This window comes from Hymenobacter nivis, assembly GCF_003149515.1.
Lineage (GTDB): Bacteria > Bacteroidota > Bacteroidia > Cytophagales > Hymenobacteraceae > Hymenobacter > Hymenobacter nivis.
In genome coordinates, this window is the sequence record NZ_CP029145.1 from 2,240,077 (window position 1) to 2,260,559 (window position 20,483).

General features: G+C 67.2%; 20 protein-coding genes. 9 read left to right on the forward strand and 11 right to left on the reverse strand.

Features of this window, described 5'->3' with window-relative positions; translation table 11 throughout:
* Positions 1–47: 47 nt before the first annotated feature.
* From DDQ68_RS09950 to DDQ68_RS09970, 5 genes are all read left to right on the forward strand, one after another.
* Positions 48–1,229 carry an acyltransferase family protein gene (locus DDQ68_RS09950; protein ID WP_109656155.1) on the forward strand — a complete coding sequence of 394 codons (1,182 nt, stop codon included), beginning with the start codon at positions 48–50 and terminating at the stop codon, positions 1,227–1,229.
* 68 nt (positions 1,230–1,297) lie between these two features.
* Positions 1,298–1,594 (forward strand): hypothetical protein, encoded by a 297-nt coding sequence (locus tag DDQ68_RS09955; RefSeq protein WP_109656156.1) that lies wholly within the window; start codon positions 1,298–1,300, stop codon positions 1,592–1,594.
* Complete coding sequence (locus DDQ68_RS09960; protein ID WP_109656157.1) at positions 1,591–1,881, forward strand: DUF2059 domain-containing protein; 291 nt, start codon at positions 1,591–1,593, stop codon at positions 1,879–1,881. Before DDQ68_RS09955 ends, DDQ68_RS09960 begins: the two co-directional genes overlap by 4 nt.
* Positions 1,882–2,021: 140 nt before the next feature.
* Positions 2,022–2,822: a pyrroline-5-carboxylate reductase gene (proC, locus tag DDQ68_RS09965; protein ID WP_109656158.1), complete on the forward strand. Its 801-nt coding sequence runs from the start codon at positions 2,022–2,024 to the stop codon at positions 2,820–2,822.
* Positions 2,823–2,937: 115 nt separating this feature from the next.
* Complete coding sequence (locus DDQ68_RS09970) at positions 2,938–3,660, forward strand: hypothetical protein (RefSeq protein ID WP_109656159.1); 723 nt, start codon at positions 2,938–2,940, stop codon at positions 3,658–3,660.
* Between the two features lie 12 nt (positions 3,661–3,672).
* On the opposite strand, the gene DDQ68_RS09975 is transcribed toward DDQ68_RS09970, so the two are convergent.
* From DDQ68_RS09975 to DDQ68_RS10015, 9 genes are all read right to left on the reverse strand, one after another.
* Positions 3,673–5,298, reverse strand: coding sequence for a 3-(methylthio)propionyl-CoA ligase (locus DDQ68_RS09975; RefSeq protein ID WP_211320261.1), 1,626 nt, complete (start codon positions 5,296–5,298; stop codon positions 3,673–3,675).
* A 358-nt stretch (positions 5,299–5,656) separates the two neighbouring features.
* Positions 5,657–5,944: a hypothetical protein gene (locus tag DDQ68_RS09980; RefSeq protein ID WP_162550005.1), complete on the reverse strand. Its 288-nt coding sequence runs from the start codon at positions 5,942–5,944 to the stop codon at positions 5,657–5,659.
* Positions 5,945–6,160: 216 nt separating this feature from the next.
* A complete protein-coding gene (locus DDQ68_RS09985; protein ID WP_109656162.1) occupies positions 6,161–6,514 on the reverse strand; it encodes a hypothetical protein in 354 nt (117 codons plus the stop codon).
* 211 nt (positions 6,515–6,725) lie between these two features.
* A complete protein-coding gene (locus DDQ68_RS09990; protein ID WP_245897397.1) occupies positions 6,726–9,863 on the reverse strand; it encodes a serine hydrolase domain-containing protein in 3,138 nt (1,045 codons plus the stop codon).
* Between the two features lie 115 nt (positions 9,864–9,978).
* On the reverse strand, positions 9,979–11,694 hold the full coding sequence (locus DDQ68_RS09995; protein WP_109656163.1) for an ATP-binding protein: 1,716 nt from the start codon (positions 11,692–11,694) through the stop codon (positions 9,979–9,981).
* On the reverse strand, positions 11,691–11,999 hold the full coding sequence (locus DDQ68_RS10000) for a circadian clock KaiB family protein (protein WP_109656164.1): 309 nt from the start codon (positions 11,997–11,999) through the stop codon (positions 11,691–11,693). Before DDQ68_RS10000 ends, DDQ68_RS09995 begins: the two co-directional genes overlap by 4 nt.
* Before the next feature lie 3 nt (positions 12,000–12,002).
* The gene (locus tag DDQ68_RS10005) at positions 12,003–12,272 is read right to left on the reverse strand and encodes a circadian clock KaiB family protein (RefSeq protein WP_245897398.1); all 270 of its coding nucleotides are present in this window, start codon (positions 12,270–12,272) and stop codon (positions 12,003–12,005) included.
* A 67-nt stretch (positions 12,273–12,339) separates the two neighbouring features.
* A complete protein-coding gene (locus DDQ68_RS10010) occupies positions 12,340–12,867 on the reverse strand; it encodes an ATPase domain-containing protein (protein WP_162550006.1) in 528 nt (175 codons plus the stop codon).
* A 12-nt stretch (positions 12,868–12,879) separates the two neighbouring features.
* On the reverse strand, positions 12,880–13,101 hold the full coding sequence (locus DDQ68_RS10015) for a hypothetical protein (RefSeq protein ID WP_109656167.1): 222 nt from the start codon (positions 13,099–13,101) through the stop codon (positions 12,880–12,882).
* 35 nt (positions 13,102–13,136) lie between these two features.
* Here DDQ68_RS10015 and DDQ68_RS22795 point away from each other — a divergent pair, with 35 nt between their 5' ends.
* The 3 genes from DDQ68_RS22795 (at position 13,137) to DDQ68_RS10025 (ending at position 16,759) form a co-directional block, all read left to right on the forward strand.
* Positions 13,137–13,280 carry a hypothetical protein gene (locus DDQ68_RS22795; RefSeq protein ID WP_162550007.1) on the forward strand — a complete coding sequence of 48 codons (144 nt, stop codon included), beginning with the start codon at positions 13,137–13,139 and terminating at the stop codon, positions 13,278–13,280.
* A 347-nt stretch (positions 13,281–13,627) separates the two neighbouring features.
* Positions 13,628–15,436 (forward strand): DUF885 domain-containing protein, encoded by a 1,809-nt coding sequence (locus tag DDQ68_RS10020; protein WP_109656168.1) that lies wholly within the window; start codon positions 13,628–13,630, stop codon positions 15,434–15,436.
* A gap of 192 nt (positions 15,437–15,628) precedes the next feature.
* The gene (locus DDQ68_RS10025; protein ID WP_162550008.1) at positions 15,629–16,759 is read left to right on the forward strand and encodes a TlpA disulfide reductase family protein; all 1,131 of its coding nucleotides are present in this window, start codon (positions 15,629–15,631) and stop codon (positions 16,757–16,759) included.
* An 87-nt stretch (positions 16,760–16,846) separates the two neighbouring features.
* Here the strand turns inward: DDQ68_RS10025 and DDQ68_RS10030 are convergent, their stop codons facing one another.
* Together DDQ68_RS10030 and DDQ68_RS10035 are read right to left on the reverse strand one after the other, a co-directional pair.
* Complete coding sequence (locus DDQ68_RS10030; RefSeq protein WP_245897399.1) at positions 16,847–17,542, reverse strand: response regulator transcription factor; 696 nt, start codon at positions 17,540–17,542, stop codon at positions 16,847–16,849.
* Positions 17,499–19,043 carry a sensor histidine kinase gene (locus DDQ68_RS10035; RefSeq protein ID WP_109656170.1) on the reverse strand — a complete coding sequence of 515 codons (1,545 nt, stop codon included), beginning with the start codon at positions 19,041–19,043 and terminating at the stop codon, positions 17,499–17,501. The genes DDQ68_RS10030 and DDQ68_RS10035 overlap by 44 nt, the downstream gene beginning before the upstream one ends.
* Before the next feature lie 126 nt (positions 19,044–19,169).
* On the opposite strand from DDQ68_RS10035, the gene DDQ68_RS10040 reads away from it, so the two are divergent.
* The gene (locus tag DDQ68_RS10040) at positions 19,170–20,390 is read left to right on the forward strand and encodes a TIGR03435 family protein (RefSeq protein ID WP_109656171.1); all 1,221 of its coding nucleotides are present in this window, start codon (positions 19,170–19,172) and stop codon (positions 20,388–20,390) included.
* The last annotated feature ends 93 nt before the right edge of the window (positions 20,391–20,483 follow it).

Sequence of the window (20,483 nt, forward strand, 5' to 3'; positions counted from 1 at the left end):
CGCCCGCCCGGGCCAGGCCTACCGGTTCCCACCCATTTTCCTCCTTCATGCGCGCCACCACCCAAGCCGCCCTCGATACCACCGGGGCCCTGCCCCTGGTCGAGACTTCCCAGCCCGGCCGCCTCGTCAGCCTCGACGTGTTCCGGGGCCTCACCGTGCTGGCCATGACGCTAGTGAACAACCCCGGCGACTGGGGCCACATCTACCCGCCGCTGGAGCACGCCGAATGGAACGGCTGCACGCCCACGGACCTCATTTTCCCGTTTTTCCTATTCATCGTAGGCGTGAGCCTGGTGTACGCCCTCGACGGGGCCAAGCGCCGCGGCGACCCACTAGGGCCCCTGGTGGCGCGGGTGGCGCGGCGGGCGGCGCTACTCTTCGCGCTGGGCGTGCTCACGTCGCTCTACCCGCACTTCGATTTTTCGACGGTACGCATGCTGGGCGTATTGCAGCGCACGGGGCTGGTGTTTTTTGGGTGCAGCGTGATCTTTCTGACCACCGGCTGGCGCGCCCAGCTGGCTATTCTGGGGGCCCTGCTGGTGGGCTACGCGGTACTGCTGCAAGTGGTGCCGGTGCCCGGCGTTGGCCCCGCCAGCCTGGAGCCCGAAGCCAACCTGGGGGCCTGGCTCGACCGCCTCGTCATCACGGTGCCGCACCTCTGGAAATCGTCGCGCACCTGGGACCCCGAGGGCTTACTTGGCACGCTGCCCGCCCTGGGCACGGGGCTGCTGGGGGCCCTGGCGGGCCAGTGGCTGCGCCGCCCGGGCCCCGAGCCGGCGGCCAAAGTGGCCTGGCTGTTCGTGGCGGCAGGCGCGGCCATCCTACTGGGCCTCATCTGGGACCCCTGGTTTCCCATCAACAAAGCGCTGTGGACCAGCTCCTACGTACTGTATGCCGGAGGCCTGGCCCTGGCTACGCTGGCGGCCCTGTACTGGCTGTGCGACGTGCAGGGCTACCGCCGCTTCACCGGCCCGGCCCTGGACTACGGCGTGAACGCCATTGCCGTATTCTTCCTCTCGGCCATCCTCTCGCGCACGTTCGGGCTGTTGCAGCTAACAGGGCCACAGGGCAACGTACTGAGCTTCAACGGCTGGCTGTACCAGTGGGGCATCGCGCCGCTGTTCCAGGACCCGCGCAACGCCTCGCTCGCCGGGGCCCTCACGCTGGTCGTCATCTGGTGGGGCATCCTGCACCTGATGCGCCGCAGGGGCGTGATTGTGAAGGTGTAGGGCCCCCAGGGCAGCGGGGTAATGCCGGGCGAAACCGTTATTTGCGCCCTCTCCTACTCTCTTTCACCATGCGCAACTTCTTACTGCTACTTGGCACCTTGGGCTTCGCTGGCCCGATAGCCCGGGCCCAAACCACAGCCGCGCCCGCTGCCGCCGCGGCGCCGGTGCCACTATTAGCGGCGCAGCGCACGGCCGCGCTCGACTTGCTAACGGCCATGCAAACCGAGCAGCAGCTATACTCGTCGCGCAGTAGGGTGCGGGGCTTGCCCCCGCCCGTCGTTGCACAATTGGCGCGCGGTTCGCGCAACGGCGGGCGGGGGCAAACCCCGCACCCTACTGCTTTTTCACAAATCACTTCGCGATGAGTATAAATAGCCAAATCGGCATCATGTTGGCCTCGCAAGAAGCTGCCCAAGCGCAAATGATGGCCAAGTCGCCCGAGTTGAACAGCCAAACACAGACGATGCAAGCCGAAATGCGGCAATTTTACCAAAAAGCCATGGGCTGGGAAGCCGTTAGGAAAGACATGGTGCAAGCCTACGGCAGCCATTTCACCACCGACGAATTATACAGCCTCACCGCATTTTATCGTTCGAAAATCGGGCAAATGCTGCTGCGCAAGCAGCCCGCGGCAACCCGCCAGGAATTGTAGCCACGCAGTGCCGCGTGACGACCCTCATGCCTGCACTGCAGCGCATTATGCAACGCAACCTGCCGCAGCCCGCCCCGGCGAACCCTGCGCCCAAGCCCCTGGGCAACTAAACTCTCCCCCACCTATTTTTTACCAGCAGCTTGAAAATCCTCATCATCGGCGGCGGCAATATGGGCCTGACCTACGCCCGCAGCTTCGTACGCGCCCACATCACCTCGCGGCTCGATTTGCGGCTGCTGGCCCGCTCGCCCGAGCGCGTGGGGGCCCTGGCGGCCCACGAAATCGGCACGGTGTGGGGCACGCCCGAGGAGTGCGTGCCCGGCGCCAGCATCATCATCCTGGCCGTGAAGCCGCAGGACTCGGGGGCCCTGTTTGCGCGGCTGGCGGGGCTGGTGCAGCCCGGGCAAGTGGTGCTCAGCATCATGGCGGGCGTCACGGTGGCCACGCTGCGCCAAGCGCTGGGCACGCCCAAAATCATCCGGGCCATGCCCAACCTGCCCGCCCAAATCGGGATGGGCATGACGGCCTTCACCAGCACCGACGAGGTGAGCCGCGCCGAGCTGGTGCAGGTGCAAAACCTGCTAAGCACCACGGGCAAAACCATTTACGTGGAAAACGAGGCGGCCATCGACGCCAGTACGGCCATCTCGGGCAGCGGCCCGGCCTACGTGTACTACTGCATGGAGGCCCTGATGGCGGCCGCCGCCCAAATGGGCTTCGCCCCCGCCGAAGCCGAGCTGCTGGTCAGCCAAACCTTCCGCGGCGCCGTGGAGCTCTACTCGCAAGCCGGCCTGAGCTGCGCCGATTGGATTGCCAAGGTTTCTTCCAAGGGTGGCACCACCGAGGCGGCCATGCGTGCCTTCGGGGCCGGGCAGGTGCGCGAGGGCCTAATGGCCGGGGCCGGGGCCGCGCGCGACCGGGCCGAGGAACTGGGCCGGTAGCCTGGGTGCGGAGGCCCAAACTTGGGCGGTGCGATGGCCACGACTTCACGTTGCGCCGCAGGATAGCGGTTAGGGTTGCATCTTGCTTAGCCGCTACTACTTTCCGCCTTTCCACATGCGCCGCATCCTCCCCCTGTTGGCCCTCTTAAGCAGCCCCCTGGCCGGGGCCCGCGCGCAAACAGCGGCGGACTTCAACCACGGCCTTCGGAGTGTGGAGAGGCCCCAACCGCAGCTCAACAGGGCACTGGACACTAACGCGGGCTCGGAAAATACTGCTCCGCCCGGCAACCAACCCGCCAAAATGCTGGGCGGCGGCACCACCTACCTCTTCTCCTATTGGACGCAGGGCGTGCTGCGCTCGTACGATGGGGCCCCGCGGCGCGCTTGGGTGAAGTATAACCTGATGGACCGCCAACTCATTTCCCGCACAACTACTGGCGAGCTGACCGTCGAGCACGTGGTGAACATGGATACGCTGCGCGAATTCACGGTAGGTGATTCGGCGCAGAACCTGCGGGTTGTGTACCGACGCTACCTCCAGGCGCGGGTAGCCAAGCCGGCCCTGCGCACGGCTTTTTTTGAGGTGCACTACGATGCTGGGCGCACGGCCCTGCTCTGCCAGCGGACGAATTTCTCAAACCGGGCCGATGTGCTGGAATACTTTGTGAAAACGCCCGACAACCGCATCCTGCCCGTGAAGCTCCGCGCCGGGTTGCTGCTGGGGGCCCTGGGGCCCGGACGCACCCCCGCCCTGGCTGCCTACGCCCGCCAGCACCAGCTAGAGCTAAGCCGGGAGGCCGACGTGGTGCGGCTGCTGGCCTACTGCGATACGCTGTAGACCAGCGAGTTTCTACGCCACTTCGTAGCCCGCGAAGTCTTTGCGGAGCTGGGTTTTGAGGAGCTTGCCGGTGGCAGTATGGGGCAGCTGGTCCACGAATTCCACAGCATCGGGCTCGCAGAAGCGGGCTACCTTGCCTTTGAAGAACGCCAGTAGCTCCTCGGCCGACACTTCGTGGCCCGGGCGGCGCACCACGATGAGCAGGGGCCGCTCGGCCCAGCGGGCGCTGGGCACGCCGATAACGGCGGCCTCGGCCACGGCGGGGTGCGAGATGGCCAGGTTTTCGAGGTCGATGCTGGAAATCCACTCGCCGCCCGACTTGATGACGTCCTTCGAGCGGTCGGTGATTTGCATATAGCCGTCGGGGTCGATGGTGGCCACATCGCCGGTGCGGAACCAGCCGTCGGCCGTCAGCTCGCCGGGCGTGCCGCTGCCGAAGTAGTCGCGCACCACCCAGGGCCCCCGCACCAGCAAGTCGCCGAAAGCAATGCCGTTGTGCGGCAGGGAGATGCCTTCGTCGTCCACGATTTTCAGGTCCACCCCGAATACCACGCGGCCCTGCTTGGCGCGCACGGCCAGGGTTTCGGCGGGGCTGAGGCCGTTGTGCTTGGCAGTGAGGGAAGACCCGGTGCCCAGGGGGCTGGTTTCGGTCATGCCCCAGGCGTGGGTGATGGTCACGCTCAACTCGTCCTCGAAGGCCGTTATTAGGGCCGGCGGGCACGAGCTGCCGCCCACCACCGTGCGCCGCAGGGTGGAGAACTGCCGCGGGCCCTCGCGCATGAATTGCAGCAGCGCCAGCCAGATGGTGGGCACCCCGGCCGAAAACGTTACGCCTTCACTCTCAAATAGTTCGTAGAGACTGGCGCTGTCCATGCCCGCGCCGGGCAGCACCAGCTTAGCCCCCACGATGGGCGCGGCGTAGGGCAGGCCCCAGGCGTTCACGTGGAACATGGGCACCACGGGCATGATGACGTCGAGGGCCGAGCAGCCGAGCGAATCGGGCAGGCAGGCCCCCAGCGCGTGCAGCACCGTGGAGCGGTGCGAGTAGAGCACACCCTTGGGCTGGTCGGTGGTGCCGGAGGTGTAGCACAGCGAGCAGGCCGTGTTTTCGTCGAACATCGGCCACTCGTAGTCGGCCCGCTCGGCCGATAGCAGGTCTTCGTAGCTGCACAGGCCGGGCAGGGAAGAATGGGCCGGCAGGTGCTCGGGGCCCGCCAGCAGCACCCATTTCTCCACCTTGGGGCAGATGGGGGCCAGGCGCTCCACGAGGGGCAGAAAGGTGAGGTCGAAGAACAGCAGCCGGTCCTCGGCATGGTTGATGATGTACACCAGCTGCTCGGGAAACAGGCGCGGGTTGACGGTGTGGCACACCGCCCCGATGCCGGCCACGCCGTAATACAGCTCGAAGTGGCGATGGGTATTCCAGGCCAGGGTGCCTACCCGGTCGCCGGGGGCCACGCCCAGGCGCAACAGGGCCTTGGCCAGCTGCTTGGCGCGGCGGTGCGCGGCGGCGTAGGTGTAGCGGTGAATACCGCCCTCGGGCAGGCGCGACACGATTTCGGTGTCGGCGTGCCACTTGGCGGCGTGTTCGAGTATGCCGGCCACGCGCAGCGGCTCGGCCATCATCAGTCCTAACATAGGGGGCGGGGTGGGAATGGAACCAGGTCCGTAAGGTAGCAAGCGGCGCGCGTTTGGGGCCCCTCGCCAACCTTGTTCCGGGCCTTTCGTTGAAGCGGGGGCCCCGGCCCACCGCTAGCCCACCGTTTTTATCAATGCAGCCCCCTATCCTTCGGCCGATTTCCTAGAAATCAGCTACCAACCCCACTACGACATCCTGGTAGGCCGCTGGCTGCGGCCCGTGACGGAAACCGAGGCCCGGCAAGGCTACGCCGGCCCTTCCGCCTGAACCAAACCATCACCGAAGCCAACGCCGTGGCCTGGCTGCGCGCCGGGCAGCAAATCGGGTAGCGCGGAGCCCGTTGGGGCCCCGGGCCACTTATGCCAGCAACGCCTGGCGCAGCAAGTAGCGCCGGATGAAAAAGCGTGCCCCGGATACCGTGGCCAAGCACAAGAGCGTAATGGCTGGCAACGCTCGGTTGGCTGGCAACACCCAGTGCACCAGCACGCCCAGCGCTATCAGGGTCCCCATTGCACAGGCATAATACGTGCGCTCCAGCCGCCGCCAAGCTGCTCCCGATACACTGGCCGCCACGCCCGCCGGCAGGCCCTGCGTACAGCGGCGGAACAGGGCACTGTCGGCGCGGGCCGGCGGGTTAGCAAGCATTACGGCGGAGAGTACGACCCCGGTTCCGATTACGGCCAGGGCAAAAGCGGAAGTTTCGGCAGCGGCAAGCATGAGCGGAACAGCAGGGATTAAGTGGGGCTCAAATGTAAGTAACGCCCAACAAATCGGCAATAAAGTATTGGCGGCCGGGGCCCTACGGGTTCAGCCCACTCTTAATGCAGACCGGGTAGCGGGCCCCCGTAGGGCCCCAGGCGCTTACGCCGGCAGCGCCTGGCGCAGCAAGTAGCGCCGGATGAAAAAGCACGCGGCTACCTGCACCGCTAAACTGGAGAGAGTGGTAACGGAAAAGGCAAGCCGCTGGGGCCCCACCAGCACCGCCGCCGCGCAGATGGACAGCGACGGCACAACCACGGCGAAGTAGGTGCGCACCAGCTTTTTCCAGACTTCGGGCGTAACCTGGGCCACCACGGCGGCGGGCAGGCCCTGCGTCCAGCGGCGAAAAAGGGCACTGTCGGCGCGGGCCGGCGGGTTGGCTACCAGCGTAGCGGCCAGCCCCACCCCAGCAACCACGATGAACAAGGCGGTCAGTAAATGGTCGGAGCTAAGCATGGGCAGAATGGCGGGGCGGGGCTCAAATGATAGGTATACTGCTCACGAAGTGGAATGCGAAAACGAAGTAGGGTGCGGGGCTTGTCCCCGCCCGTCATTGAACGGTTCAGTCGGCTTTCGTTCAACGACGAGCGGGGACAAGCCCCGCACCCTACTTTGTGACGAGCATAGCGCCTAGTAAACTGGCAATAGAGTATTGGCTGCCGGGGCCCTACGGGTTTAGTACGCTCTCGATGACCACTTGCATGAGGCCGGTACGCACGCCCAGCTCCGAGAGTTTGCCGTTGCGCCGGGTGGGGTGCACGCGGTTGGCGAGGAAGACGACCACGAGGCCGTATTGGGGCTCGACGTAGAAGGCGGTGCCCGTGAAGCCGGTGTGGCCGTAGGCGGCCGGCGTCGAGCTTTTGGCGAAGTTCACGCCGGGGTCGGCCGCGGGCCGGTCGAAGGCCAGGCCCCGGCGGTTGTCGGGGCAAAACTGGCAGCTCGTCCAGTCGGCCAGGATCTTTTTATCGAAGAGCTGCTGGCCGCCGTAGTGGCCGCCCCAGGCGTAGGTCTGCACGAGCTTGGCCACGTCGTTGGCGTTGCCGAACAGGCCGGCGTGGCCCGAGAAGCCGCCCAGCAGGGCCGCGCCCTCGTCGTGGACGGTGCCGTGCAGCAGCTGCCGGCGGAAGGTGGAATCGTACTCGGTGGGCACGATGCGGGCCAGCGGAAAGCGCCGCGCTGGCCGGAAGCCCAGCGTGGTGGCCCCCAGCGGCCGGTACACGTCGCGCCGCAAGAAGTCCTCGAAGGCCAGCCCCGACCGCGCCCGCACCAGCTGCGGGTACAGCATGAACGACAAATCGGAGTACACGTAGCCGGGCTTTGTATTGAGCGGCGAGGCCCCGATTTCCTTATTGATGCGCGCCGGCAGCTTGCGGCTACCCCACAGGCCCCGGGCCACCAGCAGCGGGAACCGGGCCGACGAATCGGCGCGGAAGTAGCGGCGGCGCAGGCCCCCCCGGCGGTTAGTCAGCTCCTTCCAGAACGGAATCCAGGCCTTGAGGCGGGCCTGGTGGGCCAGCACCTCGCGCATGTTCAAATTAGCCTTGTTGGTGCCGCGCAGGAACGGGAAGTAGTTACCCAACGTGCTGTCGGGGCTGAACTTGCCTTCCTGCTGCAACCGCAACAGCGCCGGCGTGGCGGCCAGCAATTTCGTGAGCGAGGCCAGGTCGTAGAGGTCGTCGTCGGCCACCAGGCGGGGCTTGGTCAATGTGGAAGATGTGCTTGAATGTGAAAATGCAGAAGATGCGTTTTTATCCATTAATTTATTCTTCCCATTTCTCGCATTCCACTCATTTTCCACAATTATTTCTCCGGCGTAGGTCTGGTTGCCATAGCTTTTGCGCAGCACCACGGTGCCGTTGCGGGCCACCACCACCTGGCAGCCGGGCACAGCCTGCACCGCCAGGGCCCGGCCCACGAGGCTGTCCACGCGCGCTTCGAGGCGGCCGTCGAGGCCCACGTCTTCGGGGTTGGCGTAGCGCAGGCGCAGGCCGCCTTCGGTTTTCAGGCCGAAGCCACGCGGCAGGTTGTTGGCCACCGTGACGGGCAGCGTGCCCTGGGCCCCCACGCCGCCAAAGATGAGCTGGGCGGCCAGGCTCTGGGCGTCGGGGCTTTCCTGGTAGGCCAGCACCACGGCGGCGGCGCGGTCGAGGTCGCGCACCTTGGCCACGGCGTAGGCCGAACCGAACACACTGAGCACCAGCGTTTGCTGCTGGCCGGCCAGCTCGCGTAGCAGCACGTTGGCTTCGGGCGTGATGCCGAAGTTGGTGGCCGGCAGGCGGCCCAGGCTTTGCAGGCTTACCAGCACCAGGTTGTAGGGTTTCAGGGCTTCGCGCAGGCGCACCAGCTCGTCGAGCGTGGGGTTGGCGGCGGCGTGGAAGTGGGCGGTGGGCACGTAGTCGGCCACCGCTTTTTGGAAAGCCGTGGTGTCACGCAGGGCCCCGCCGAGCACTAGCGTGGCCACCCGTAGCGTGTCGAGGCGGCGCAGGGGCAGCAGGCTCTTCTGGTTGCGCAGCAGCGTGAGGCTCAGCTCGGTGAGGCGGTGGCTGAGGTAGCGGGCGTGCGGCGGGTTGAGGTCGGCCACCAGGTTTTGGAGGGCCACGGGCTGGTAGTGGCGCAGGCCAGCCCACTGCTTGAGGGCCAGCACGCGGCGGCAGTGCTGGTCAATTTCCTTCTGCGAAATGCGGCCGCTGTCCACGGCGGCGCGCACCATTTGCAGGGCCAGCGGCACGTTGCGGCTGAACTCCAGGATGTCGTTGCCGGCTTGCAGGGCCCGCACGTCGGCCTCGCCGGGCGGGTAGCGGCTCGTGACGCCCTTCATGTTCATGGCATCGGTGAAAATAAGGCCATTAAAGCCCAGCTGGCCGCGCAACATGCCCGTGATGACCGGGCGCGAGAGCGTGGTGGGCGTGCCTGTGCTGTCGAGGGCCGGCACGTTGAGGTGGGCCACCATCACGCCGCCCAAGCCATTGGCAATCAGGTTGCGGAAGGGCGGCAGCTCCAGCGAATCCAGCCGGCGGCGGTCCACGCGCACCGTGGGCAGGGCCAGGTGCGAGTCCACGTCCACGTCGCCGTGGCCGGGGAAGTGCTTAGCCACGGCCAGCACGCCCGCGTCCTGCAGGCCGCGCATGTACTGGCGGCTGGCGCGGGCCACGGCGGCCGGGTTTTCGCCCCAGCTGCGGAAGCCGATGACGGGGTTGGCGGCGTTGTTGTTCACATCGACCACCGGGGCGAAATTGACGTGTATGCCCAGGCGCCGGAACTGCCGGGCCACCTCCGCGCCCATGCCGTAGAGCAGGGCCGTGTCGGCGCCGGCTACCGCGCCCAGGCTCATCTGGTACGGGAATTTCTCGATGCTATCCAGCCGCATCCCCGCGCCCCACTCGCCGTCCAGGGCCACCAGCAGCGGCACCCGGGCCTGGGCCTGGTAGCGGTTCAGGAGCTTGGACTGCCGCACGGGGCCCCCCTGGAAAAAAATCAGCCCCCCAACGCCGTACTGCTGCACCAGCGCCGATACCGAATCTTCGTCGATGCGCTGGCGGTTCGAGTACGCGGCCACCATAAACAGCTGCGCCACCCGCTGGTCGGGCGTGAGCGCACGCATCAGCGAATCGACCCAGGGCGAGTGCAGGTACTGCGTAAAGGCGGGCGCGACGGCGGCCGGCACTTTGGGGCCCCGGGCAATGGTTTTGGGGCGGGTGACGCGGTGCATGGGCCGGACGGCGCGGCGCTGGGCGGGGGCCAGCAGCGGGGCCGCCAGCAGCAGCAGCAGCAGCAGCAGCAGGCGTTGGGCAAGCGAGGAAGACAAGGGCAGATCGGGTAAAGCGTTACGGATCAAAGCCGAAGCTACGCCCCGGGGAGCGGGCCGCCGGGACCCCGGGCCCACCGCGGCAAGCGCCAAAACCCCGGCCAGCCCGCGGGGCTTAGCGGCGGAAGTACACGGTAAAGGTAGAGCCTACGCCCACTTGGCTTTGCACCGCAATGCGGCCGCCGGCGTTTTCCACCAGCTTCTTCACCATATACAGGCCAATGCCGGAGCCCTCCACGTGGTCGTGCAGGCGCTGGAACATGGCAAACAACCGGTCTTCGTCGGCCAGGTCCAGGCCCAGGCCGTTGTCGCGCACCGTCAGCACCACTTCGCCGCCCACCGTGTGGCAGCCGAGGTGCACGTGCAGCGGGCGGGCGGGGTCGCGGTACTTGATGGCGTTGCTGAGCAGATTGTACACCACACTGCGCAGGTTTTTCTCGGCGAAGGGCAGCGGCTCGCAGTCGTCGGCGTCCACCTCCAGGCGGCCAGCGGCGGCCCGCAGCTCGGGGGCCAGGTCGAGGCGCACGTCGGCGATAACGGCCAGTATATCGGCCGGGGCAGGGGCTAGAGGATCTGCTTTTTGCACCTCAATCACGGCCGTGAGGTGCTCGATGGTGCGCCGGAAGCGGTCCACCGAGTCCTGCATCATATCGAGGATAGCCGGCACCTGGGCGGCGTCGCGGCTGGCGGGCGGCAGCTCGGCCACCAGGGCCTGGAGCAGGCCCTCGATGTTGGTGATGGGTCCCTTGAGGTCGTGCGAGGCGGTGTACACGAAGTTGTCGAGGTCCTCATTCACGCGGGTGAGCTGCTCATTGTTGGCGCGCAGCTGGGCCTGGGCCTGGGCCACGCGCTCCAGGGCCAGCTTCTGCTCGCGGATGTCGGTGAAGGTGCCGATCCACTCCCGGATGTTGCCGGCCTCGTCGCGCGAGGGCAGGGCCCGGCCCAGCATCCAGCGGTAGCCACCCGCTTGGTTGCGGAGGCGGCACTCCACGTCCAGCGGCTTGCCGGTAGCCAAGCAGTGGCGCCAGCGCGCCATGGTAGCCACAAAATCGGCGGGGTGGAGGCGGCCGGTGATGGGTCCGGGCTCGGCCGCGGGCCCCTCGCCGGCAAAGTCGAACCAGCGGCGGTTAAGGTAGGACGTGACGCCCGCGGAGTCCGAAGTCCAGGCAATCTGGGGGATGCCTTCCAGCACGCGGCCTACCTCGGTGGCCACCAGCTCCACGGCCTGGCGGGCGGCTTGCTGGCGCAGCACTTCGTCGTGGGCGCGCTCAATCAGCGCGTTCTGCTCCACCACCAAGGCCCGGATGCCGTCGATTTCCTGCGCCGCCGACACGTCGGTTACCAGCACCGCCAGCGCCTGGGCCCCGTCGAAAGCCAGCCCGTTCATCGACACGGCGCAGGGCCGCAGGGCCCCCTCCGGGCCCCGCAGGGGCAGCTCGCCGCGCGCCTTGTCGGCCCAGCCCCGTGCCACCAGCCCGGCCCAGTAGTCCTGGAAGTCGGCCGGCACGCTGGCGGCGAAGGCGTCGCCCAGCAGGGCGGCCGGCGCGCGGCCCAGCAGCCTGGCCAGGGCCGCGTTGCAGTACAGCACCGTGCCCTCGGGGCTCAGCAGCAGGGCCCCCTCGTTCATCTGCTCGATGAGGGCGCGGTAGCCCTGGTCGGCGCTTTGCAGGGTGAAGATGCGGGGCCCCTCGGGGCCCTGGATGGCCAACGCGTCAACGGCGCCGGTGCGCACGGCGGCAATCAGCTCCTCGGCTTCACGCAGGCGGTGGCGCAGCTCCTCGTTTTCGAGGGCCAGGGCGGCGGCATCGGGCGGGATGGGCGGCAGCATCATGCGGCGGGGGGCGCGGTGGGCAGGCCCAGGGCGGCCAGCACCGCGGCCCGATCGGAAAGGTCGCCCACGAGCCGCCGCTGGGGCAACGGACGCACCCGCACCAGCGTGGGAGCAGCGATAATTTGCTCTTGCTGAATCAACTGAGGCTCCTGGTAGAGGTCAATAATGCGCAGCGCGTAGCGGCCGGCCAGGTGTTGCTCGCAGATTTCCTTGATGTTGCGCACGGCGCGCGTCGAGTTTGGCGTAGCGCCGGTCACGTACAGGTCGAAGGCGTAGTCGGCGGGCGGGGCGGCGGTTGGTTCCACGGCCTATTGCCCCCCCCGCGGGCGGATGTCGAGCCCCACCAGCACGCGCTTCTCGTTCGAGAAGTCGCCGATGAGGCGGCGCAGCGGCGCGGGCACCTTGTGCACCAGCGTCGGGATGGCCAGAACCTGGTCGCCCTCGGCCAGCTGCGGATGCAGCAGTAAGTCATTCACCTCCAGCGAGTAGCTGCTGGCCATGTACTCTTCGCAGTAGCCGCGCAGGTTGGCCAGTGCGGCCACCGACTTCGCGGTCTGGTCGGCTATGTACAGGCGCAATTCCCATTTGTAGCCGCTCGCGGGTGACGCAACGTCCAAACCTTCCCTCATTTCCATATTCGCTCGACTATACGGGAATGCTAAGCCGAACGTTGGGGCCCCGGGGCTGTTTCATTACTGGTTGCATCATCGCCCTCGGCCGGGGCCCTTTCCTGAGCGGCCCGCGCCTGGCGCAGCGCTTCCTCCCCCGATTCGAACTCGGTGCGCAGGTACCGATGGTGGCCTCCAGCACCCGGCGCTTGCGTTCCAGCTCGCGGCCGCTGCGGTTCAGCGCGTGCTGCTCGGCGGCGGCGGCGGCCAGGGCCTGGGCGCGCTGGGCCAGGCGGCCCGCCCCGGTAATAATGCCCGTGGGGCCCACCACCACATCGAGCAGCTCCACGCCCTGCGGGGTCACCACGAACTCGCGCACCTGGTTGGAGTGGGCCAGGCCGCGGGCCTTGAGGATGCTCAGGCCGCGGTTGCGCTCGCCGATGCCTTCGAGGTCGCGCACCGAAATCCAGGTATCGACCAGCGACGACACGCCTTCCCCGGTCATGTCCAGCCGCCCGTCGCGCCCGCTTACCAGGGCCGTGAACAAGGCTGTGATACCGCGCACTCAAGTAGTCAATCAGGCGGATGAGCATGCTGCGAACCTCGCTGATGCTGCCCACCGACACCAGGTTGCTGATGAGGTCGATGAGGTGTGGGGCTGAGACTCGCTCACGAGGCGGTGCAGCGTCACGAGGTAGCGCTCCAAGCTGTTGAGGGTGAGGCACGGGGCGTCGATGCACAGCAAATCCTGGTCGAGGAAGGGCTGCAAGTCCAGGCCCACCGACTGCATATTGCGCACGAACCGGGCCGGCGATTCTTCGCAGGCGAAGTAAGATGCACCGCTCGCCGCGCCGGCAGGCGGCCAGCACGAAGGACGCCGCCAGCGTGGTTTTGGCGGTGCCAGCCGTGCCCGTCAGCAGCGTGCTGCTGCCGCGGTACCAGCGTGGGCCGGCCCAGCGGGCAAGCCGCCCCCAGTAATTTCGTCGAGGCCGTCGAGGCCGGTGGGCGCTTTGGGCAGCCGGGGCAGCGCAACCGAGCCGGCGGAGGTAATCTCTCGCAGTTGGTTGGCTTAGAGCGGTTTCGCAGTTGTACTGCTCACGAAGTAGAATGCGGGGCTTGCCCCCGCCCGTCGTTGAACGGTTCCGTCGGCTTTCGTTCAACGACGGGCGGGGGCAAGCCCCGCCCCTACCTCCACTAACTTCGAAACCGCTTTAACAACTTGGGGGAAGCCCCAAAGTTGATTAGCTGGGCGGCGGCCGCGCCGGTCTTCACGCGGCGTGCCCGGCCGGGGCCGTAGTTTGGTGGCCGCATTCGCTTCGCTGTTTATGAAAAAACTCCTCCTCGCCGGGCTGGCCGCCGCCGCCCTGGCCACCGCCTGCAACCAACGGAACAAGTCCGACACCAGTTGGACGGGCCGGACAGACCACCCCTCCGCCGATCCCCAGGCCCTGGGGGCCCTGTTCGACACGTATTGGGAAAAGCAGTCGCGCCTCGACCCGCTTTCGGCCACCAGCCAGGGCGACAACCGCTTCAACGACCAGCTGCCCAACGACGGCACCCGCGCCTACCGCGACTCGCTGCGCACGTTTTACCAAACGTATTTGACGCGGCTGGAGCGCTTCGACCGCGCGGAGCTGGGGCCCAACGACCAGCTCAGCTACGACATTTTCCGGTACCAGATGCAGCAGAACCTGGCCGGCTTGCAGCTGAATACCTGGATGATGCCCTTCAACCAGTTCTACGCCCTGCCCCTCACGATGGGCCAGATGGGCTCGGGCGAAGGAATTCAGCCCTTCAAAACGGTGAAAGATTACGACAACTGGCTGGGCCGCGTGCGGGGCTTCGCGGTGTGGGCCGACACGGCCATCGCCAACTTCCGCACCGGCGTGCGGGCCGGCGTGGTGCTGCCCCGGGCCCTGGTGACGCAGATGGTGCCCCAGATGCGGGCCCTGGTGGTGGCCGACCCCGCCAAAAGCCTCTTCTACGGCCCCATCAACAAGTTTCCCGCCAGCTTCTCGGCCGCCGACAAGGCCCGGCTGACGGCCGACTACAAGAAGGCCATCAGCACCGAGCTGGTGCCGACGTACCAGAAGCTGGGCGACTTCCTGCAAACCGAGTACCTGCCCCGCGCCCGCGCCAGCAGCGGCCTGGGGGCCCTACCCGGCGGCCCGGAAATGTACAAGTATCTGGTGGCCAACTCGACGACCACCGACCTAACGCCAGCCGAGATCTACCAGGTGGGCCTGGGCGAGGTGAAGCGCATCCGCGCCGAGATGGAGCGCGTGAAGGCCAGCGTGGGCTTCAAGGGCGACTTGCGGGCATTTTTCGAGTACCTGAAAACCGACAAGCGCTTCCGGCCCTACAAGACGCCGGCCCAGATTCTGGCCGCCTTCGAAGCCATCCACCAGCGCATGGCCCCGAACCTGGCCAAGATGTTCGGCCACGTGCCCAAAACGCCGTTTGAAATCCGCCAAACCGAGGCCTTCCGCGCCGCCTCGGCCTCGGCCGAGTACAACCAGGGGGCCCCGGATGGCTCGCGGCCGGGCATTTTCTACGTGCCCATTCTGGACGCCACCAAGTTCACGACCACCTCGGGCATGGAGTCGCTGTTTCTGCACGAGGCCATCCCCGGGCACCACTACCAGATTTCGCTGCAGCAGGAAAACACCAGCCTGCCCAAGTTCCGGCGCTTCGGCGGCCAGAACGCCTACGTGGAGGGCTGGGCCCTGTACTGTGAAAGCCTGGGCAAGGAGCTGGGCCTCTACACCGACCCCTACCAGTACGCCGGGGCCCTGGGCGACGAGATGCTGCGCGCCGTGCGCCTGGTGGTGGACACCGGCCTGCACAGCCGCAACATGACCCGCGAGCAAGCCATCGCCTACATGCTCGACAACCTGCCCCTGAGCACCCAGGACGCCACCTCGGCCGTGGAGCGCTACATGGCCATCCCCGGGCAGGCGCTGGGCTACAAGATTGGGGCCCTGAAAATCAGGGAGCTGCGCACCCGGTACGAGCAGCAGCTGGGCCCCAAGTTCTCGCTCAGCGCCTTCCACGACGAAATTCTGAAAGACGGCTCGATGCCGCTGGCCGTGCTCGAGAAGAAAATGGACGCCTGGGCCGCCGCCCAGAAGTAGGGCCCCGGCGCGGTTTTTTGCTAACGCGCTCTTATGCTTTATCTTAGCCGCTGTTCAACTAATAAAAACGGTCATGCTGAGCGCAGTCGAAGCATCTCTCCCGCCGCGGTAGCCCTTGATTACTTGCGCGGGAGAGATGCTTCGACTGCGCTCAGCATGACCGTTTTTAGTTTGCACCAAAACCCTTTCCTCATGAAACTTCTCTTCGCCGCGGCCCTGGGGGCCCTGCCCCTACTGGCCCAGGCCCAGGCCGAAACCTTCGTATTGAACGGCAAAGTCGCCAACGCCAGGGCTAATAGCAAAGCCTACTTGAGATATTCCATCGACGGCAAGGCAGTAATAGATTCAGCATGGGTGAAAAAAGACGGCGCCTTCTCTTTTAAGGGCACCGTGCCGGGCCCCGTGGCGGCCAACCTGGCCTTCACGCACCAGGGCACCGCGCTGGCCAAAACGCGCGACATGACCAGCGTGTACCTCGAAAAAGGCACCATCAAAGTAGCCACGCCCGACTCGGCCACCAAGGCCGTCGTCGCGGGCACGCCCATTAATGCACTGGCCAACCAGCTACGCGAGCAGATGAAGCCGCTGGATGCCCAGGGCAAGGCCCTGGGCCAGCAGTACATGGCCGCCCGCGCCAAGCAGGACAAGCCCGCTATGGATGCGCTCGAAGCCAAGTTCGACGCCAACGACGAGGCCCAACGGAAGGTAGCCGCCGAGTTCGTAGCGGTCCATCCCAACGACCGGTTCAGCCTGTTCGCCGTCAAGCAAGCTGTAGGCTACGCCCCCAAGGCGGCTGAGTACGCGGCGCTCTTCGAGAAGCTTTCGCCCAAGCTGCGGGCCACGCCGGAGGGCCAGAAAATTGCTACCCAAATCGCCAAGTTGCAGTCGGTAGCCGTGGGGGCCCTAGCGCCCGACTTCACCCAGAAAACGCCCGAGGGCACGCCGCTCACGCTCTCGTCGCTGCGTGGCAAGTACGTGCTGATTGACTTCTGGGCCAGCTGGTGCGGCCCCTGCCGCCAGGAGAATCCCAACGTAGTGGCGGCTTACAACACCTACAAAGACAAGGGCTTCACCATCCTAGGCGTGTCGCTGGACCGGGAGAACGGCCAGGGCGCCTGGGTTAAAGCCATTGCCGCCGATGGCCTGGTCTGGCACCAAGTGTCGGACCTGAAATTCTGGCAGAACGCCGTGGCCCAACAGTACAGCGTGCTGGGCATCCCCCAAAACTTCCTGCTCGACCCCGCCGGCAAAATCGTGGCCACCAACCTGCGCGGCGAAGAGCTGCAAACCAAGCTGGCCCAACTGCTGATGCCAGTGAAGTAGGTCTTCCCGTCACCCATCTGCAAAAAAGCCCGGTCCCGCGCCGGGCTTTTTCGTGGGCCATAGCGCGAACTGTAGCGCGGACTTTAGCTACGTTACCAGCCGGTAGCCCACGCCGCGCAGGTTGAGGATGGCCACGGCGGGGTCGTGGCGGAGGTATTTGCGCAGGCGGGAGATGAACACGTCCATCGAGCGGGCGTGGAAAAACGAGTCATCGCCCCACAGTTGCAGCAGGGCCGCTTTGCGGCCGAGCGGGCGGGGCTGGTGGCGGGCGAGCAGCTCCAGCAGCTCGCTTTCGCGGTGCGAGAGCCGGGCGTTGAGCTGGCCGTCCAGCCACAGCTCCTGGCGCAGGGGCACGAACACGTAGCGGCCCAGCGGCACGGCGGCGGGCAGCGCGGGCGCGGCGGCCGGGGCCCGGCGCAGCAGCTCGCGCAGGCGCACCAGCAGCTCGTCGAGACTGAAGGGCTTGCGCAGGTAGTCGTTGCCACCCACTCCGAAGCCCTGCACCACGTCGGCGGGCTGCGACTTGGCCGTGAGGAAGAGCACCGGCACCTGCTGGTTGGTGCGCCGGATTTCCGCCACGAACGCCAGCCCGTCGAGCTGTGGCAGCATAATATCCACAATGCACAGGTCGAACGGCTCGCGGCGGAACGCGGCCAGCCCCAGGGCCCCATCGGCCGCGTGCGTCACCCGGAAGCCCTGGCGCTCCAGGCTTTCGCGCACGATGCGGGCCAGGGGCAGTTCATCTTCGAGCAGCAGCAGGTGGGGCAAGGGCGGCGTCATCATAAGGGGCGGCGAGGGGCAGGCGGATGGTGAAGGTGGTGCGGCCGGCCGCGCTGTGCAGGGCCAGGGTGCCGCCGTGGCGCTGCACCAGGGCGCGGGCGTAGTGCAGGCCCAGGCCGGAGCCGGGCACGTCGTAGCGGTTGCCGGTGGGCACGCGGAAGAATTTCTCGAACACCCGCGCCTGGTACTGGGCCGGGATGCCGGGGCCCTCGTTGGTAATTCGCAGCACGGCCTGGCCGTTTTCGGCGCCGCACCAGAGGGCAATTTCGCCGCCCGGGCGGCCGTACTTCAGCGCGTTGTCGAAGAGGGTGGCCAGCACGTTGGTCAGGTGCACGGCGTCGCCCACGATGGGCACGGGGCCGGCGGGCGCGGCGTAGGCCAGGCGGCTGCCGGCCTGCGCCAGCCGGGGCTGGGCCTCGCGCAGCACGGGCGCCAGCAGGGCCCCCAGGCACAGGGGCTGGCGGGCCAGGGCCAAGCCGGCCTGCTCGGCCACCACGCTCTGCAAAATCTTGTCGGCCAGGGCCCCCAGGCGGGCGGCCTGCTGCCGGATGATGCCCAGGTACTCGGCCGTGGCCGCGGGGCCCAGCGCAAACCGCTCCAGCGCCTCGGCCGCCACGCCGATGGTGGCCACCGGCGTTTTCAGCTCGTGGGTCATGTTGTTCACGAAGTCGTCCTTCAGGGCCGCCAGCCGCTCCTGGCTGAGCAGGGCGCGCACGGTGTAGGCGAAGCAAAACACCACAATGCCAATCAGCCCCACCGAACCCAGCAGCACCCACCTGATGCGGCCCAGGTACGCCCGGTTGGGGTCGGCAAATTCGGCGCGGACTTGGCCAGCCACTTTCTTGGCAAAATCCACGCGCACCGCCGCGGTAGCGAAGGCAGCCCGGGGCCCCGGCGGCGGGGCCCCCAGGCCGTCGAACCGGAGCCGGAACGGCGCGGCTACCTCCCGCCGCCGCAGCGCTTGGGCGTAGAGGCGGACCAGGCGGCGGCGGTGCACGGTATCGGCGGCGTAGGCTGCGATGAGCTTGTCGGCCAGGCTTTTGGTGTAGAAGAACGCCGTGCCTTCCCGCACGCCGGCCGCCACGGGGCCCGCCGTGAAGCGCTGGATGAAAAAAGCGCGGGCCGCCGCATCGAGCCGGGCTGGCCGGGGCCCCAGGCGGCCTGAAAAGTCGGTAAACCCGATTTCGTACGGGGCCCGCTTTTCCTTTGGAAATGGGTGCTTATCGGCCACGGAAAAACGTGGGCTGCCGTACACTGGCTCCACGTAGCCTCGCAGAATAATTGCGCTGGTGTCGGCCAACCAGGTACGGTAGCGGCGCAGCAGGGCCCCCTGACGCAGCCCGATTTCCTGGCCGGCGGCTTCGGCCAGCGCCTCGTTGGCGTCGCGCCGGAAGGTGCGGGTGGCGGTGCGGTAGGCCTGGTAGTTCCAGTAGGCTTGCAGGCCGGCCAGGGCCAGCGTGCAGGCGGCCATCAGCAGCACTAGAAGTTTGATTTGCCGGGTCATGGGGCCCGAAAGTAGGCCGGCGCTGGGCGAAATCCGTGGATTTTAACACTTCTTAACACTCGTTAAGGCGCGTTAACGCAAAGGCCGCCGCCCCGCCGCGAGGTTTGTCAAAAAAACCGCCGCCCCATGAAAAAGCTCCTGTTTGCCTTCCTCCCCCTGGGCCTCGCGTGGGGGCCCCGCCCCGGCCGGGCCCAGGCCCCCGTGGCCATTGGGGCCCCGGCGCCCGCGCTGCGCTTCGCCGCCGTGCAAAACGCGCCGCGGCCCACCGCGTCGCTGGCCGCGCTGCGCGGGCAAGTGGTGCTGCTGGAGTTTTGGGGCACGTACTGCGGGCCGTGCGTGGCGGCTATGCCGCACTTGCAGGAGCTGCAAAAGCGGTTTGCCGGGCGGCTGCAAGTGGTGGCCATCAGCCAGGAAACGCCGGCGCGGGTGGCGCGCTACCTGGCGGCCCGGCCCTCCAACCTGTGGTTTGCCACCGTGGCCGGCGCGGCGGCCGACTCGCTCCAGCGGCTGTTTTCGTACCGCATCGTGCCCCACACGGTGCTGCTCGACGCCGCGGGCCGGGTGGTGGCCAGCACCAACCCGCGCTACGTCACGGCCGGCACCATCGACAGTGTCCTACGGGGGCTGCCCGTCCGCTTACCGCTGGTGAAGGATGACCTGACTCCCAACCCGATGGCTGCTTATTTCCCCGCCAACGCCGCCACGCCGCCGCACTTTCTTATGCAACCAACCATGCAGGGCATGGGCGGCATGATGCGCACGTTCCCGCAGGACTCGTCGGCCTTTCACAACCGCCGCTTGGTGGTGATGAACCTGCCGCTGGCCACGCTCTACCGCTTGGCTTACGGCAATTTATCCTACTACCGCACCCTCGACCTGCGCCCCAAAGCGCCCGCGGGGGCCCCGGAGCCCACCTATTGCCTCGACCTGATTGTGGCCCGCGGCCAGGAAGAAACCTTAATGCCCACGCTGCGGCGCGAGCTGGCCGCCCGCTTCGAGCTGCGCGCCGCCCTGGAGCCGCGCACGAAGCCGGTGTACCTACTAAAGGTAGCCAACGCCCGCCGGCTGCCGGCCCCAGCCCGGCCCGCCACGGCCACCGGCGGCGGCATGTCGGGCGGCCAGTTCAGCGCCGACGATGCCCCGCTGGCCGCCGTAGCCGATTATTTGGAGAGCTTCGGCGTGGTGAAGCGGCCGGTGCTGGACGCCACCGGCCTGGCCACGCGCTACAACCTGCACTTCGAGTTTCAGCCCGAAAAGCCCGGCGACCTGCAACGCGCCCTGGGGGCCCTGGGCCTAGCGCTCGAAGAAGCCGAGCGGCCCGTAGACGTGCTGGTGCTGCGGGAATAGTGCGGCCGAGAATCGTGCAGTTGTAGCGCGGCCCGGTGGTTGGCAGGACGAAGCGAGAGCCGCGGATTCGCAGCGTCCACGCTACAGGCAGGC

What these genes read in the sequence shown, in the direction of transcription:
- DDQ68_RS09970 (WP_109656159.1), top strand. Translation starts at nt 2,938, where the DNA reads ATGCGCCGCATCCTCCCCCTGTTGGCCCTCTTAAGCAGCCCCCTGGCC.
- DDQ68_RS09950 (WP_109656155.1), top strand. Translation starts at nt 48, where the DNA reads ATGCGCGCCACCACCCAAGCCGCCCTCGATACCACCGGGGCCCTGCCC.
- DDQ68_RS10030 (WP_245897399.1), bottom strand. Translation starts at nt 17,542, where the DNA reads ATGATGACGCCGCCCTTGCCCCACCTGCTGCTGCTCGAAGATGAACTG.
- DDQ68_RS09960 (WP_109656157.1), top strand. Translation starts at nt 1,591, where the DNA reads ATGAGTATAAATAGCCAAATCGGCATCATGTTGGCCTCGCAAGAAGCT.
- DDQ68_RS10040 (WP_109656171.1), top strand. Translation starts at nt 19,170, where the DNA reads ATGAAAAAGCTCCTGTTTGCCTTCCTCCCCCTGGGCCTCGCGTGGGGG.
- DDQ68_RS10020 (WP_109656168.1), top strand. Translation starts at nt 13,628, where the DNA reads ATGAAAAAACTCCTCCTCGCCGGGCTGGCCGCCGCCGCCCTGGCCACC.
- DDQ68_RS09975 (WP_211320261.1), bottom strand. Translation starts at nt 5,298, where the DNA reads ATGTTAGGACTGATGATGGCCGAGCCGCTGCGCGTGGCCGGCATACTC.
- DDQ68_RS09995 (WP_109656163.1), bottom strand. Translation starts at nt 11,694, where the DNA reads ATGATGCTGCCGCCCATCCCGCCCGATGCCGCCGCCCTGGCCCTCGAA.
- DDQ68_RS22795 (WP_162550007.1), top strand. Translation starts at nt 13,137, where the DNA reads ATGCACCGCTCGCCGCGCCGGCAGGCGGCCAGCACGAAGGACGCCGCC.
- DDQ68_RS09955 (WP_109656156.1), top strand. Translation starts at nt 1,298, where the DNA reads ATGCGCAACTTCTTACTGCTACTTGGCACCTTGGGCTTCGCTGGCCCG.
- DDQ68_RS09980 (WP_162550005.1), bottom strand. Translation starts at nt 5,944, where the DNA reads ATGCTTGCTAACCCGCCGGCCCGCGCCGACAGTGCCCTGTTCCGCCGC.
- DDQ68_RS10025 (WP_162550008.1), top strand. Translation starts at nt 15,629, where the DNA reads ATGAAACTTCTCTTCGCCGCGGCCCTGGGGGCCCTGCCCCTACTGGCC.
- DDQ68_RS10035 (WP_109656170.1), bottom strand. Translation starts at nt 19,043, where the DNA reads ATGACCCGGCAAATCAAACTTCTAGTGCTGCTGATGGCCGCCTGCACG.
- DDQ68_RS09985 (WP_109656162.1), bottom strand. Translation starts at nt 6,514, where the DNA reads ATGCTTAGCTCCGACCATTTACTGACCGCCTTGTTCATCGTGGTTGCT.